Raw genomic sequence first — 17,120 nt, 5'->3', positions numbered from 1 at the left:
TCTGGATACAGGCGTATACAACCTTCACTTCGTGGAGGAATTGTTGGGGAAATTACCTGTAGATCTGACAGGCTTTGCAACCATGAATTCTGATGAACACCATGTACAAGTGGACGAACAAGCCACGTACATTGCTAAATACGATAAAGGTGAGCTTGCTGTAATGAGTAGTGGTGTGAGAACAGATATGGCTGGTGTAGCGATGATCTATGGAACACAGGGCTTCATTGAAGTACCAACGTTCTGGAGACCTATTACGATAAAAGTCATGAAGAATGGAGAGTTAACGACGTATGATGAGCCTGTACCCAGCATATAGACGGGATTGAGGATAAAGGCTTTCAGTATGAAATAGCTCATGTGAACGAATGTATTAGACAAGGTCTTAAGGAATCACCGACTATGACGTGGGACAAGAGTCTAGGTGTGATTAGACAGTGTGATGAATTACGGAAACAATGGGGTCTGCAATATCCATTTGAGAGATAGTCGCAATTAAACGTGATTAAGGAGAGATATCAATGAGCAACGAGCAAATCATTCATTCTGTTGTATTTTCACTTAAGCATGAGAAGGGATCAGCAGAAGAAGCGAAGTTTATACAGGATGGGAAATCCATGTTGAGTAGCATACCTACAGTAAACCATTTTCAAGTCTTTCGTGAGATCAGTCCTAAAAATAATTATGATTTTGGATTCTCTATGGTCTTTCACAATAGAGAAGATTATGAAGCGTATAATGCGCACCCAACGCATGTTGAATTTGTCTCCAACCGTTGGGAGAAGGAAGTTACACAGTTTATGGAAGTAGATTATGGAACGCTAGAATAAAGAGTTAACCTAAGGTGTTTAAGGACTTTAAGGACAATAACGCTTGCTAAGCATCACAAAGAATTGTAAATGCAAAAGAGTAGCTCCTTTGAGGGACTACTCTTTATTAATTTGATTGAAGATTCTTATAATTCTTGATTTATCTATTTCATTCATAATAGATTGCGTAAGGGATGTATTGTATATCACTTTACATATTGATCAAGTGATGTGTAAATATATTGACACAGAAAATGCAGAAATGGTTAGCTTAGACTGGGGTGATGAGGATTGTGTTGAAATTTTGGGGATTTATGCTGGTAGGAGTAAGTATAGCTGTACTAGGTATTGTAGCAGGGAATGTGCGACCCTCAGCTGAATCGGCAGTTAGTACTCAATATTATGTGGCGACGAGTGGCAACGACTCCAATCCGGGCACTAAGAATGCACCATGGAAGACGCTACAGCATGCGGCCAATAAGGCTGTACCAGGTAGCAAAGTCAATGTTCGGGAGGTATATACAATCAGAAGCTGAAAATCACACGTTCGGGTTCCGCTTCCCAAGGTCCTATTGTATTCTCGAACTATGGTAAGGAGAAAGTCATCATTGATGGTACCGGACTTTCCGTTGATGGGATCGAGGGGCTTATCGAGATGCAAGATGTGAATTACATTACCGTTCATGGATTTGAGATTCGTAACTACAGTACGACGTCCAGAAACAGCGTACCTGTCGGAATTTACGTCCACGGTTCAGGTGGCTTCATACATCTGTCTAACAACAAGATCCATCGTATTCAGAATACGGCCAAGCCAGTAGGCAGCGATTTGATTGGCAGGGATGCTCACGGTATCGCAGTATACGGCACAGAAGCTCCTGCATCTGTTCATGATATTACGATTAATGGCAATGAATTATACAATCTTGTACTAGGCACAAGTGAAACGCTGGTGTTGAACGGGAACGTGGATACCTTTGCAGTGACAGACAACCTCATTCATGATAACGACAACATCGGGATTGATATCATTGGTTTTGAGGGGATAGCACCGAATACAGCTTATGATCAGGCTCGTAATGGACTGGTAAAGGGCAATCGAGTATATAACATATCTTCCAACCAAAATCCTTCTTACGGTAAGAAGGTTCCGAACAACAGTAATTCTGCTGGAGGGATATATGTAGATGGCGGAAAAGACACGATTATTGAACAGAATTACAGCTACAATAACGACATTGGCATTGAAATTGCCTCCGAGCATGCTGATAGAGCTACCAGCAATATTACGGTTCGCAGCAACCTGATCTACAACAATCGACAGACCGGTATCGCTATGGGGGCTACGACAATCAGCGCGGTTCGACAGTGAATTGCAAGGTAGTGAACAACACCGTTTACAAGAACGATACTTTAGGGGGCGGTAGCGGCCAAATTTTTGTTCAGTACGATACAAAAAACAACATAATTAAGAACAATATCTTGGTGGCCAGCCTGACAAATGTGTTGATTTACAACGAGTATCTCAAGAATGCAGGAAACGTCGTCGATTATAATCTATACTTCACTTCTGATGGTAGTGCTGACGCATACTGGACATGGAAAAATAAAAATTACACCAGCTTTTCAGCGTATAAAACAGGTAGCGGTAACGATGCACATTCTTTGTTTAACGATCCGAAATTCGTTAATGTCGACAGAGCCGACTTCCATCTCCAACCATTGTCTCCAGCGATCCAAGCAGGTTCAATGGGGAGCGCGATCAACGGAACCCAAGACATGGACGGGCAGATAAGAGTACAAGGCAACTCTGTAAACATCGGTGCATATGAGTAAAATCCGTACATCTCACATAGCGCACTATTTTGGATCAGTCCTGATTGCAGCTTGAAAACACATGCTCACGAAGGAATCGTAAAATCGAATGAATAGATAACCCACAATGAACCATTTCTCATTGTGGTTTTTTTATTAAATGAATCTATCTACATGTTATTAATTTTGATCCATTTACATTTCTACTTTCATACAATTGTTCGTTTTGTGCTATTTTCTCATCGTGATAATCCTAACGTGCAACTCATCCAGTAAGTTAAAATGAAATTACTTAAGGCAAGAAAGGGTTGTTGACGCGAATCCGGAAATCTCAATTTCTAGAGTGTGAGTCTTTAAAAATTTGAAACTCACTACGATTAGGGAGGAAGACTTTAATGTATACATTTAAAAAATATCAAAAACCTGAGATTTTGCAAAATCATTTGAATCTTGGAGGGAAAATCCTGCAGGAGAAAAGATTGAATTAACAAGTTTATATGTTACACGCAATGGTAAACCTACGATTCCGGTCATGGGCGAATTTCATTATTCCAGATATGATCGAAGCGATTGGTATGAAGAGCTGTGTAAAATGAAAGCAGGCGGAATTACGCTTGTATCTACCTATGTGTTCTGGATCTACCATGAAGAGATCGAAGGGGTATTCGACTTCTCCGGTGACAATGATCTTCGTGCTTTTATATTGGAGTGTAAGAAGGCCGGGCTTGAAGCCGTCATAAGAATTGGACCATGGGCACATGGCGAATGCAGGAACGGCGGACTCCCGGATTGGCTGCTCAAGAAACCATTTAAGCTGCGTGATAACAATCCAGAATATCTTAAGAAAGTACGTATCTTTTATGAGAATATTTCTAAGCAAGTACAAGGACTTTTCTATAAAGATGAAGGAAACATCATTGCCGTGCAGTTAGAGAACGAGTTAACCAATGATGCTGAGCATCTAGCCACGTTAAAAGAAATGGCTGTGGATTGTGGCATGATTGCTCCGATCTATACGGTAACTGGATGGAATGCTGTTGAGGGAGCACGCATTCCAGTTGATGAGGTGTTTCCTGTATTCGGTGGATACTGTGATGCTCCGTGGGACGACCACCTAAATCAACTTCCGCCTTCTCCTCATTATTTCTTTACGGGTATGAGAAATGACACAGGCATAGGTGCGGATCTCCTTCCTCAAGAGATCGAAGATGATGGCCAATGGCGATTACCGTATGAACGATATCCATTTGCAACCTGTGAATTGGGTGGTGGTATTCAAGTTACACATCACCGCAGACCCATAATTAAAGGTATGGATATTTATAGCATATCGCTTGTAAAGATTGGTGATGGTAACAATCTGATTGGGTACTATATGTACCATGGTGGAACCAATAAAATTGGTAAGCTGTCTACTTTCCAGGAATCAAAAGCCACAGGTTATCCGAATGATTATCCCATTCTTTCATATGATTTTCAGTGTGCATTATCCGAGTATGGAGAAGTTCGAGAGCAGTACAGACTGCTGAATATCCTGCACTTGTTTGTACAGGACTTTGAGGAGACACTCGCACCGATGACCAGAGTAGAAGCTGAGAATTTGGTTTCAAGAGAGGATACGACATCATTGCGATATGTGATGCGCACAGATGGTGAGAGTGGATATGTATTTGTTAACCATTATCAAAGGCTTTCTGAGCTTCAGGATGTGCGGAACGTTGTCATTGATACAGGCAGTGTCATATTCCCATCGTTTGATGTATGTGGAGAAGTAAGCTTCTTCATGCCGTTCCGTATGGAGCTGTCAGGTATTATTCTCGACTATGGCACAGTGCAACCGTTATGCAGAGAAGAAGATACCTATTTCTTTGCGCAAATTCCTGGAATTACACCAGAATATCAATTTAGTGATGGACAGAACATAACAACTCAGGCGGGACTTGAATCTGCATTTCAGGTCAACGGCACTACAGTTGTTACACTGAGTTGGGATCAGGCACGATATCTGCGCAGACTGGATGGGGAGCTTTATGTAGGTGATGGATGTGATCTGTACAAAGCTGCTGACGAAATTCGTTCTGTGGAAGAAGGTGAATTTCAATATTGGTATTGGAATGGTGCAGGATTTGATCCAAATTCTATTCAGCAATCTTATACGGAACCTGCTATTACGTACGACAATGTGGAACAGCCTCCTTTTGATCCAAAACATACAGAGCAGCTCCATATTGGCGGGGAGCGAAAAGTCCAATGGCAAAAAATCTCCGTTACAGGACCTGAAGGCTTCGTAAATATTGATTATTATGGCGATGTAGCACAGATTTACGCAGATGAAGAACTCGTTGCTGACAGTTATTATTACGGAGATGTGTGGAGAGTACCAGCAAGATTGCTGGACGGTAAAGAATGTTATCTTGCGGTATCGGAAATGCGAAACGATTTCTATCGGGAGTTTGAGATCAAGAACCGCTAAGGATGTAATACAGCAGATCGAAAGGAAGCAAGTAATTAAATAAACAATATTCTTGAATTTATTGAAACCAGATTCCTACATTTAAAAGGAGTCTGGTTTTATTTAATAATGGTATAATTTTAAAAGAGTCTAAGATTAGAACACAACATCCATTCAGATTACAGTACTACAGAACAGTATTGTTGTCTCGCTTTGAAGGAGAGATCTAAGAGGAGCATGCTACCATTCAGGCTTTATCATAATAAAGGTAAAATCGAATTACCATTGTCATTATATAGCTGCGGATTACATCACCAGCACATGATGCATCGGCCTATTGGTTATCCAACATTTCAATGCATGATTTGTTTTGCAGGATCAGGTGCCTTTCACTTTGAAAACACGCCTTATATCAAGATGAAAAGGGGAGATATCTTATTTGTGCCAGGCAAACTAGCTCATGACTACGGTCCATCTGCAACTGAACCCTGGTTATTAGGGTTTATGGGAATTGAGGGAAGCTTTGTTGAGACCCTTGTTAACACACTACAACTTCCAATAATGAAACCAATCTCAGTGAATGAAGTTAAGATACAGCAGCTTGAATCCGATATCAGGGAGCTATGGCATGTAAGTGAACATGAGGTGAGCGACCCATATCATGTGGCCTCTACGAAAATATATAGTATGTTGACGTACATCGCTACAACGACTCACAGTGAGAAGCCTATGCAAAACTATCGAAGCAGCACGAGTGCCAAAGAAATGCTTCGCGCCTCGGTTCAATATATGGAACAGCATTATATGGATGACTTAAGCCTCGCTAATATTGCAGATACGGTCGGTTATTCCAAGCAACACTTTCAACGCAAGTTTAAAGAGATATATGGCGTGAATCCCAGCCACTATCTTCAACGCCTTCGATTGCTCAAGGGGGCAGAGCTTCTAACAGAGCATTCTGAGCTATCTGTAGGTGAGGTTGCGACAATGGTAGGTATGGAATTAAACTATTTTGTACGAATATTCAAACGAGTGCATGGGATTACTCCCGCCAAATATCGATACACGGTGTAATACTCTATGGTTTTCAGAGTCTTTTTATCCTTGAGAGTCATTTAATTATTGAAGTCGCTATTCTAGCGGCTTTTTTTGTTATTTTAATTGTTGGAATGGACATGAAAACGATGCTCGTATTCCCTGATTTCGATCAAGGTCATAGATCGACGCTTATACAAGGTTGTAATTATGTAAATTTCAGTTGGAAATGATGATTTTACCCTGATGTAATGATTTGTAGAATAAGGATATTAAGTAGAACAAGGAGAGGTTTCCATGACAAAACCAGATGTCTCGCATCATCCTCAGATACCGGGCTATAGTTATAAAATCAATGATCCATTCTGGTCGCACTATATTGAACTAGTTCGCACTGTTGTTGTTCCCTATCAGTGGGAAGCACTCAATGATCGTATCGAAGGGACTGAACCCAGCCGAGCCATTCGGAATTTCCGCATTGCTGCAGGGGAGGAAGAGGGCGTTCATTATGGCATGGTATTTCAGGATAGCGATGTTGCAAAATGGATTGAGGCAGCTGCATACCTGCTCTCTGCGAAGCCCGACCCTGAACTGGAAGTCCTTGTAGATTCCGTTATTGAGACCATAGCCCGAGCACAGCAAGCTGATGGCTATCTGAATACGTATTTTACCCTGCGTGAACCTGGGGCGCGCTGGACGAACCTCGCCGAGTGCCATGAACTCTATTGTGCAGGACATATGATTGAGGCTGGTGTGGCGTATTATCATGCCACGGGCAAGCGTAATCTATTGGATGTAGTTATTCGTTTGGCAGATCATATAAACAGCGTGTTTGGAACAGAGCCGGGACAATTGCCAGGTTATGATGGACATCAGGAGATTGAACTTGCTCTTTTCAAACTGTATGAGACGACAAAAGAAGAGAAATATCTTGAATTAAGCAGATACTTTCTGGATCAGCGGGGAGCGCGTCCGCATTTTTTTGTAGAGGAATGGGAGCATAGGGGGCGTTCTATCCATTTTGGCGAATTGGACATGGTACACCGGCACTCTTACTCCCAGTCGCATCTCCCCATTAGGGAACAATCAACAGCGGAAGGCCATGCGGTTCGACTGGTGTACATGTGTGCGGCTATGGCGGATGTAGCTGCAGAGACGGGAGATACATCGCTGAAAGAAGCCTGTGATCGATTATGGAACAACATCGTAAGCAAGCGAATGTACATTACGGGAAGCATTGGTTCATCAGCTAAAGAAGAAGCATTTACAGGTGATTATGACCTACCGGGAGATACGGCTTACGCAGAGACCTGTGCTTCAATTGGCCTGATCTTTTGGGCAAAGCGCATGCTGCAACTGAATCAAGATAGCCGGTACGCAGATGTTATGGAACGAGCTCTATATAATACGGTGATTAGTGGAATGTCCCTGGATGGTCAACGTTTTTTCTATGTGAATCCACTTGAAGTCGATCCGGAGATTCAACGTGTCAATCCTAATTATGCCCACGTGCGAACACGCAGACAAGGGTGGTTTGGTTGTGCCTGCTGTCCGCCGAACATTGCACGATTACTTGCCTCATTGGATCAATATGTATTTACTCCGGCTGTGGAACAGGCCACGTTGTATGTGCAGTTGTATATTGGCGGAGAAGGGGAATTCAGACTTAAAGATAAAAGAGCAGCGTTAACCATGATGTCTGACTATACATCCACCGGAGAAGTGAAGTTGATTGTTCAGCCCGATTCTTCGGAAGGAATGGAGTTTACGATAGCTCTGAGAAAGCCGGATTGGTGCGCGATTCCTGAGCTGTGGATTAATGGGGAGAAGACAGAACAAGATGGGTGTACTTTTGAATCAGGTTACATGAAGGTGACTCGTAAGTGGAAAGCCGGCGATGAGATCAGGCTCCACTTCCCTTTGGAGTTGCTGCGGATGAAAGGTCACGATCACATCAAATCCACTTTCGGAAAAGTAGCCATACAGCGGGGACCATTTATGTATTGCCTCGAAGAAATCGACAATGGCCGCGGATTGCATCGTATTCAGCTGCCGCGAGATGCCAAGTTTTCTATTGACAGCAGGGAGTTAATGCCTTTGGGGATTCCGGCACTTACAACGATTGGTCGGAGAATGGTATCCGACAAAGACTGGGGAACACATTTATATCGCAGTGATGTTCAATGGGATACACGGTCTGCCGAACTTCGCTACATTCCATACTTTACTTGGGCGAATCGGGATGAAGGAGAAATGCGGGTGTGGATTCCGGAGTGCGAATAAAGGGATTATCTATCTAAAAACAAAAGAAAGCGCCTGCTTTACCTAGAGATCGCATTGCAAGATAACGCAATTTCTGGTGAGTAGACGCTTTTTATTTTTCAGAGCATCAGTCCTGAATGAGTCGTCGAGTTAGTTTCTGTGTTAGTGAACTTGCTGCGGAAGTTGGAAGGAGAGATACCCTCTCTTTTGGCAAAACAGGAAGAGAAGTAGGACACATGATTGAAGCCAATCTCTTCGGCGATTCGGGCAACGGGCCAGGTGGTTTGCAATAGTAACTTTTTGGCCTGTTCGATTCTGTAATACAGCAGATACTCCATAGGCGTCATCCCATAAACTTTCAGCATGCTGCGTGCGAGATAGTTTGGATGGTAGTTGAGTTCCTTTTGCAGCATCGGATTGGAGATCGGTAGAGGGTAATTGTGACGGATGTAGAGTTCGACTTTCTCGGCAATCCTGATGGCGGCAACATCGGACAGTGAGGACAGCCCAAGATCCATATGCTGCATAAATTGCTGAAAGCTCGCCTGTCTTTTCCAATTGCGCATGGACTGAGGCTCCTGATCAAGCTGAGAAAAATGCTCCAGCAGTTCCATATCTTTAGTTGCAATGCGAATATGTTTGGGGATGAAAATGGAACAGACATCACAGTGATTCAGATACGCGTTTACCTTATGTGTCTTGATTAATTCAGCCTGATGGGCGAGGCATTCGTCCATGTTCGAAGATTCTCTCCAGCTGCCATAAGTTTGAAAATGAATCCAGATCATTTCCGTTTCTTCCTTACATGCAGCGTAGCCGTAGTGATGACCATCGGGCTTAAGAATCAGTGCCTCGCCTTGCTTCAGAAGCCATTCTGTCCCGTTCTCACTAATGGCGAGTGAACCGCGTGTAACGACAATTAGGTCGAAGACACCGATGTCACTGCGACTGATGTGATATTCACCGGCTTCGTAATAAGCACGTCCACAATCAATGAAATACGGAATAGGTGGAGTGATGAAATGAAGAATGGGCGAGTCCAATCCGGCACCTCCGATCAGGTTGAAATATTTAAAATTCATGTTGGCATCGATCATTTATTTTTCATGATACAACAAGTATCATTGAAAATAAAGCGCTTACGAAGTTCAGTTTTCTATTCATTCAGCACTACTTCATCTCAGGACTCACAGTCGGTGGGGCACTCAATGCTCATCAGAAGGGAGGCTTCTACTTAAACGAAAGCATGCACGTCATTTTCTATTGATCGGTCAAAAGTATTTCGTAGAGGGCACTTTACTTACCGGTTTAAAAGAATTAATCGCCTAATGCATATGATCACATATATACAGGAGGTTACGATGACAATGATTTCGAAGAAGTGGAAGTCGCTTATGATCGCGCTACTACTGGCAGCTTCAAGTCTGCCATTGCAGGTTAGCGCTCTGCCAGAGGTCGCGGCGGCTGCAGTAAAGAATGATATTTCAAACTCTAGCCTATCTGCCAAAGTTGGGGATTTAGGCCAGATAGAAGAGCTCTATATCAACAACAACCCTACCAATAAACAGGGAAAGCCAATCAATTTCGTTCTACCTAACACGACATCACCGCAAAATGGTACTCAGCACCAGTGGATGGGTGAAATGATCTTCTCTTACCGTACGGGTGCTAGCGAAGAATTCCCTGATAACAGGGATGGTTTTGTAGAAGTTGATACCAATAAGACATTGGCCGCCGGAGGGTCTACACAATATTCGACGATCAATCCTAATAACCCCTATTTTAACAAGTCAGCATCAGCAGATGGCAAGAAGGTAGAAGTCAACTTTATCGGACAGAACCTGGACTCTACGGTTCAGCGGGTAATGAAGGGCTTCGATGTGAAGTCAGTTTTTGATATGGAGACCAATGACGGTTCAATGCTGTGGGAAATTACGGTGAAGAACAAGAGTAACCAGTATATAGAATTCGGGGATATTGGCTTGCCGATGCCTTGGAATAACAAATACCAGACCTTATCTGATACGTATGACGACCGTGTGACAGTGCATAATTTTGCAGGTGCTGACAGTGGATATTCTTATGCCATCCGCACGAGTGGTGAGGGGAACTATATGCTCTTCACTCCGGTGCCGGAGAGCGGCGCTCGAATTGAATATGTGGATTATTGGATGCATGAGGCGGGAGAGTTACGTGCTGCAGATACATTTAAGAATTGGACCGGGGACAGTGGCGGTTGGTATCCAGGGTTGAACGTGCTCTATATCCACTCCAAAGACATTCAAAAAACCGGACGTGGTTACTTTACCGATGCTTCCAGTCTCGTTCTCGGGCCGGATGAGTCCAAGACGTATAAGTTCAAATTTTCAGCGGTCCGTGGAGGCGACAATACGTCGCAGGAAAGTGCCCAAAGCCCTAATAACAGCTCGACCTCGATGGAAGACCGTGAAGCCAATCTCCGCTCCATTCTATATAAATCAGGCATGATTGATGCCGTAGCGGTGCCGGGCTTCCAGACTGCGATTAATATGCCTGTAAAGCTTGATCTGCATTATGACGACAGTATCGTTGATGTACAGTCCATCAATATTCTGAATGTGGATGAGAATGATCCGTTTGATGAAGCGCATATTCCGGATATCAAGCCTGGGAAGAGTAGGCAGGAAATGGTTGACAACTCACGGAGCGGACGGGGACTGCCTAATGGGAACCCCGGCTATAACGAGTCAATTGAGTTTGTGGAGACTAAGATTGTAAATGGTGAGCAGCATCATATCTATTCCCTTCAGTTTGATTCGATTGGCAACAACAGCGTGCGTGTTGAATATAAGCTGAAGGACGGCAGCGAATGGGTGGATAAATTCACTCAATTTGAATTCAATGTTCTAGCCGAGCTGGATGCAATCTCGGATGCCCACTCCGAATTCATGGTCGAGCAGACACAGGACATGAACCCTGAAAGTCCGACTTATGGTAACTATTTCGATTGGTATCTTTCGAGCGGCAAGGATCTCAACATAAACCATTGGGGAGATGACTGGAGCCATGACAACATCAACTTCATGACAATGAAGAACTATTTGGCTCCTAACCCTGATGAAATTCGCTCTATCGAGACATACCTGATTGACTTCATGTGGGAAAGATACATGAAGAATACGCAGGATAGCTATATCGTTGCGAACTGGCTAAAAGACTCTGGGGCGTATACGGACAAAGATAAGCCCTATACACGTACATTCTCTGAAATTATGGAAGCTACCGGATTCTTCAACATGTACCGGATTCAGAAGGCGTATCCTAATCTCATCGAGTATCGGGAATCACCTCAGTTTTATCTGGAGAAGGCATATAACATCTATTATAAGCGTGTTTCAACCGGAGCCATCGGATTCTATGGCGAGCAGCAAATCCCAGATATGATTGAAGCACTGAAGGAAGAGGGGATGCAGACTGAGTCAGCCAATCTGCAGAAGAAGTTTGCCCTCGACAAGGGAAGGAATATGACAAGAGCCGCGTATCCTTATGGTTCGGAATTTGAATATGACAATACTGGCGAAGAAGGGGCTTATGCAGCAGCGAAGGCGCTACGTACGTACTATCCAACAGACACACTTACAGGTGCTGCAGAGAAAAGTATGGAAATGGCCGACTGGAAAACACGTGCCATGCGCGGGATACAGCCTACCTGGTTCCACTATTCTGTGCCTGTCTTCCGCGGCGGAGAAGGTTGGTGGAATTTCCAATACACTGCGTCTTTAGCAGGATACATCATGGATGATTGGCTCCGATATGAGAATGATGGCAGGACGGTGGAGCAGAAGGCAATTGCACAGCAGCGTAATTACGCTGCGAAGATCTCAAACTTCAATGCTGTCAATATGGGTCAGATTTCGGCAAATTCAGTGGGCAGTACCTCTTGGCGATATTCGATGTATAAGGGAGGCACAGGAACTAAAGACGTATACGATGGCGGATCACGCGTCATGAGTAACGGCTGGAATGACTTTTCGGGCGAATCGGAAGAAGGTCTATATGGTTCCCTACTCAGCATCAGCTCCGATGTTGTGACAGATCCTGTATTTGGGCTGTTCGGATATGGGGCGCTGGTGACTGATGAAGGAGACAGCTACAACATTACACCGAAAGATGGTTTCGGCAAGCGGATCAATCTGATCGATGAGAAAATCTATTTGGAGCTGGAAAGCGATAAAATTGAAAGTGCGCAGATCCAAAAAGACGGTAAGGGCTATACTCTTCAACTTCTTAACGTTGCCGGAAAAGAGCATACTTCACGGATTTCGTTCGATGGTATGGGGATAGAGAATGGATACTATACCATGAAGCTGAATGGTGAAACAGCCGGACAGTTCTATGTTAAGAACAATGCAGGCGTGGCTATGTTTCAGATGGGCAACGTGCAACGAGTGGAATTGACCATTGAAAAGTCAGCCAGCGGTGAAAATGAAGCTCCGCATATTACTATAGAACTGGCGACAGATCAGCCACAGGCGTTGATTCCTTTTATGCTGAATGGGATTGTAACTGATGACGGCGCGCCAGAAGGGATTCTGTCTTATCAATGGGAAGTCGTCAGCGCACCGGAAGGCGGCAAGCTAACTTTTAAACATCCCAAAGCAAGTATTACACAGGCTACAGGTACGAAAGAGGGAACTTATACGGTTAAGCTTCGCGCAAGTGATGGAACACTGACTGCTTCCAGCCCTATAACCTTTGAGCTGGCTTCACCACCAGATAAACAGCCTCCAGCAATTGGTCAAGTGAGCGCGGTTCAGGATGTTAGCAATAACAGTATCGTGGTTTTGTCTGGTGAGGCTATTCCCGATCCTGTGCATAGCGAGGCAGAAGAATCACAGTTGAACTACACTTGGGCCGTGAAGCAAAAGCCTGAGGGTTCCGCGGATATTTCTTTTGTGAATGGTGATAAGGCATCGGCCTATGCGCGTGTAAGTAAGGCAGGCACTTACGTGTTTACTTTCAGTGCGGCAGATGGAGACAAGAAAGCCAGCAAGGATGTAACTCTTGAGATTAAGGAAGATACAGCTGATGTTTACCGGGCACTTAATGTAGTGACCAAGAAGGATATTGCACCAGAACTCCCAAGACAAATTTATATTCTGTCAGAGGACGGCTACGTAGAGCAGGAAATCACATGGGATGCTATTGATCCAAGCAGCTATGCTAGTTCAGGCCAATTTGAAGTCAGAGGCAACGTCAATGGTAGTGTTCTAGAGGTTTGGGCTACCGTATATGTGGTGGATACAGGACTACAGAATGCTGCTCTGACAGCTAAAGCTTCTGCCAGTTTCTCTGGTGGCGACGGATACCCGGAAGCGATGAATAACGGTATTGAACCTAGGAGCTCAGCAGATTTTTCACCGAACCGCGGTGCCTCCAACAGTGCATGGCATAACTGGGGAAGAGAAGGAGATCCGGCATGGGTGACGTATGAATGGGATCAGCCATTCCTGGCCTCTTCGATGGATGTGTATGTATTTCAGGACAACGGTGGGAACTTCCGTCCGAAGGATATACAACTTATGCTTCGCGGTGTAGATGGGAAATGGTACACCCCGCGGGACATAAAGGGACTTGGCAATGAACTTAATAAATACAATACAACGACCTTCGAGCCTCAATATATTACAGGTGTCCGTCTGGACATGAAGCCTTCCGTTAATGGTATCGGTATTCTGGAGTGGAAGGTAAATGGCTATACTGGCGCTGTAGAAGATAAGTCAGAACTGATCAAGGTCTATAACTACGTAAATACATTAAATGCTTCGAACTTTATAGATCCTGGCCTGTCGCCCATTGATGGGGCGAAGACAGAAGCTTCTGCTGTAATCAAGAATATGAATGCCACAGACGGAGAAATAAAGATGGCGCTGGAGAAACTGCTGACGGACTTGCGTCTGCTGAGCCCGAGAGATGGCAATATGGCCTTCCTCGCCAATGCTTCTTCCAGCTATACATCCCCTTGGGAGAGTCTGGCGGCAGTGAATGACGGCAAAAAGGAAGGCAATAACATCCCGCATTGGGGAACCTGGGGTCATGAAGGCGCAGAGGAGTGGGTGCAATATGAATGGCCGCAGGGTGCTTCCATCCGTAGTTCTGATCTGGTGCTGTGGTCAGACGCCGGTGGGATCAAGCCGCCTACCCAAATTAAGTATTCTTACATCCCAGCGGATAGCGCTACGAATGAATGGGTAACCGTAGGAACGATTACGGAAGGAATCAAAGTGGTTGAACATTCTCCAGCAGAATCTTCCAATCCGTACACGTTTGATCCGGCACTGGAGGTAAAGGCGCTAAGGGTTACCCTGACCAAGCAATCACGGGCAGGAGATAATGGTGTAGGACTATGGGAATGGGAAGTTCACCAGGCCGTATCCTTGCCTGATCGCGAGGCTCCACTAACACCAACCGGTGTGGCACCGTCCATTCCCGGTGGAGATGACGGCAAACTGCTTGGTGTTACAAGTGAAATGGAGTATAAGAAGGATGGCGAAGAAGAATATACTGCAATTGTAGGAACGGAGGTTGCGAACCTCACCGCTGGTAAATATTATGTCCGCTATATGAAGACCGATTCGCTGAGCGCCAGCCTGGATAAGGAAGTCTTAATACCAGAAGGGCAGACACAGGAGGAGCAGGCTGCACCCGATGCGAGTGGCTGGGTAATCTTACACGCCAATTCGGATACCGAGATAAAAGGCAAAATTGAGGGTTTGGATGATACGATGGAATACCGCCAGTTGGGCGAAGCGGATTATACGCCTGTTACAGGTTCAAGTATCACTGAACTGAACCCTGGCAGTTATCAAATTCGGTACGCAGCCACAGATAGCCTGAAGGCAAGTCCGCCGGTGACCGTAGATATTCACAATGAAGCCAAAGAAGATAGAGAGCCTCCAACAGCGGAAGGACTGGTCATTACACCGCCTACAGTTGCAGGCGGAAATGATGGCAGAATCGAAAATGTGACTGCCGATATGGAGTACCGGAAGACGGATCAAGGTGGTTACATGCCTGTTAGTGGAATCATCATCGAAGGGCTGGAGGCCGGAAGCTACGATCTTCGGTACGCTGGAACAGATACGAGCAATCCAAGTCCTACGATCCTAATCATTGTGCCTGACGGAACCAAACAAGAGCAGAATCCACCGTCCAGTGAAGAGGTTAAGGGTGTAAATGTTAGTGCAGCGGGAGCCAAGGACGGTAAGATCATTGGTGTAAGTCCTGCGATGGAATACAGGCAAGAGGGAGGAGACGCTGTAAGCTGGGGTGCGATCACAGGCACAGAGGTTAGAGGTCTTGGCAACGGAATCTACGAAGTGAGATATAAAGAGACGGCAACTCATTATGCGAGCTCATCCCTTACTGTTGTTATCCGCAATCCAGTAATCAATCCAGAACCGACAGAAACACCGCCGTCAACGAATGCACCTGTGTCAGTCACCGCATCTACATCGACTCCGACTGCGATTCCTGAAAACATAAAAGTTGAAGGGAATTTAATTAAGATTGTAGCACCCAAGGTAGATACGAAAACCGGTAAAGCGAAAGGAGCAGCCATTAGCCAGGCAGACATGAATAAGGCTCTTGATCATGCGCAAGCGAATGGAGGCAATGTTAAAATGCTTGTAGTGGAAATATCGAAAGCAACGGGAGCCAGCTCCTATGCAGTCGAGCTTCCTGCTGCTGCACTAACCGCAGATCATGGCAACATCAAGATAGTGATTAACACGGAATTTGGTACCATTACGGTGCCTTCTAATATGCTGAAGTATGCGTCAGGTGCGAAGAGTGTAGAACTAGCACTAAGCCAGTTAGATGCTGCAAAGCTTCATTCAGAAGTAAAATCTGTGACAAGCGGCAAACCTGTTATTGCATTAACTGTGCACTTAGATGGAGTAGAGATAGTAGACCTGAATGCACCGGCTGAAATCAGAGTGCCTTATACTCCTGGTGTTGAAGAATTGGCTAATTCCAAATACCTTACCGTGTCGTATGTGGCTATAAACAGTACGTTTGTACAGCTACTGAATGGCAGATACGATAGCGATTTGCAAGCCATGGTTTTTATAGCTGCCAATACAGGTGAATATGCAGTTGTGTATACTAAGAAGTACTTCAATGACGTTATTAAGAGTTCATGGTATTCACCAGCTGTTGAAACAATGGCGTCCAAAGGATTCATCGAAGGGACATCAGCAACAAGCTTTAGTCCCGGCCAACAGGTCACAAGAGGTGAGTATCTAGCCTGGCTAGTAAAGACACTGGAGCTTAAAGCGGAAGTTAACACCACATTCGATGATGTTGAGATAACAGACTTTTATTATGAAGAAATCGGAATCGCCAAATCGCTCGGAATCGCTCTGGGCTCGAACGGCAGCTTCTATCCAGAAACGGAAATTACTAGACAAGATTTGGCTGTGCTGACCATGAGAGCTTTGCGGGCGGTGGAGAAAACTGAGCAGAACAGTACAGCAGAGGATCTCAAGAGATTTACCGATGTTGTAACTGTAGCCAAGTACGCAGTTGATGATATGGCTGCAATGGTTAAAATAGGGCTCATCAATGGGCGAAGCAATACCACCTTGAGTCCTACTGGAATGACAACCAGAGCAGAAGCTGCTCAGGTTCTGTATAAGATTTTCTTGCAATTATAATTAAAGCAAACGATCTTGATCCTTTTTCTTATAGGGTCAAGATCGTTTTCT

Annotated in this window: 7 protein-coding genes and 1 pseudogene; 7 read left to right on the top strand and 1 reads right to left on the bottom strand. The window is 44.6% G+C overall.

Going from position 1 to position 17,120, the window contains the following annotated elements; translation table 11 throughout:
* Nucleotides 1-43: 43 nt before the first annotated feature.
* The 6 genes and pseudogenes from DMB88_RS16890 (at nt 44) to DMB88_RS16865 (ending at nt 8,394) form a co-directional block, all read left to right on the top strand.
* Entirely contained in the window at nt 44-319 is a 276-nt protein-coding gene (locus tag DMB88_RS16890) for a hypothetical protein (RefSeq protein WP_128102296.1), read from the top strand.
* A gap of 202 nt (nt 320-521) precedes the next feature.
* Entirely contained in the window at nt 522-830 is a 309-nt protein-coding gene (locus tag DMB88_RS16885; RefSeq protein WP_128102295.1) for a Dabb family protein, read from the top strand.
* 263 nt (nt 831-1,093) lie between these two features.
* A pseudogene (locus DMB88_RS16880) lies at nt 1,094-2,645 on the top strand (right-handed parallel beta-helix repeat-containing protein).
* Nucleotides 2,646-3,102: 457 nt separating this feature from the next.
* The gene (locus tag DMB88_RS16875; protein ID WP_368028372.1) at nt 3,103-5,097 is read left to right on the top strand and encodes a beta-galactosidase; all 1,995 of its coding nucleotides are present in this window, start codon (nt 3,103-3,105) and stop codon (nt 5,095-5,097) included.
* Nucleotides 5,098-5,313: 216 nt separating this feature from the next.
* On the top strand, nt 5,314-6,150 hold the full coding sequence (locus DMB88_RS16870; RefSeq protein ID WP_128102293.1) for an AraC family transcriptional regulator: 837 nt from the start codon (nt 5,314-5,316) through the stop codon (nt 6,148-6,150).
* A gap of 258 nt (nt 6,151-6,408) precedes the next feature.
* A complete protein-coding gene (locus DMB88_RS16865) occupies nt 6,409-8,394 on the top strand; it encodes a glycoside hydrolase family 127 protein (protein ID WP_128102292.1) in 1,986 nt (661 codons plus the stop codon).
* Between the two features lie 98 nt (nt 8,395-8,492).
* Here the strand turns inward: DMB88_RS16865 and DMB88_RS16860 are convergent, their stop codons facing one another.
* Nucleotides 8,493-9,416, bottom strand: coding sequence for a helix-turn-helix transcriptional regulator (locus tag DMB88_RS16860; protein ID WP_128102291.1), 924 nt, complete (start codon nt 9,414-9,416; stop codon nt 8,493-8,495).
* 318 nt (nt 9,417-9,734) lie between these two features.
* On the opposite strand from DMB88_RS16860, the gene DMB88_RS16855 reads away from it, so the two are divergent.
* Nucleotides 9,735-17,069, top strand: a complete 7,335-nt coding sequence (locus tag DMB88_RS16855; RefSeq protein WP_164848711.1) for a DUF5695 domain-containing protein — start codon at nt 9,735-9,737, stop codon at nt 17,067-17,069.
* Nucleotides 17,070-17,120 lie beyond the last annotated feature (51 nt).

Source organism: Paenibacillus sp. DCT19, assembly GCF_003268635.1.
In the GTDB taxonomy this organism is placed as follows: Bacteria; Bacillota; Bacilli; order Paenibacillales; family Paenibacillaceae; genus Paenibacillus.
This window is presented reverse-complemented; position numbering and strand designations above follow the sequence as displayed.

Bases quoted from the DNA above. Each gene is read 5' to 3' on its own strand.
- DMB88_RS16885 (WP_128102295.1), top strand. From the start codon at position 522: ATGAGCAACGAGCAAATCATTCATTCTGTTGTATTTTCACTTAAGCAT.
- DMB88_RS16870 (WP_128102293.1), top strand. From the start codon at position 5,314: ATGCTACCATTCAGGCTTTATCATAATAAAGGTAAAATCGAATTACCA.
- DMB88_RS16865 (WP_128102292.1), top strand. From the start codon at position 6,409: ATGACAAAACCAGATGTCTCGCATCATCCTCAGATACCGGGCTATAGT.
- DMB88_RS16855 (WP_164848711.1), top strand. From the start codon at position 9,735: ATGACAATGATTTCGAAGAAGTGGAAGTCGCTTATGATCGCGCTACTA.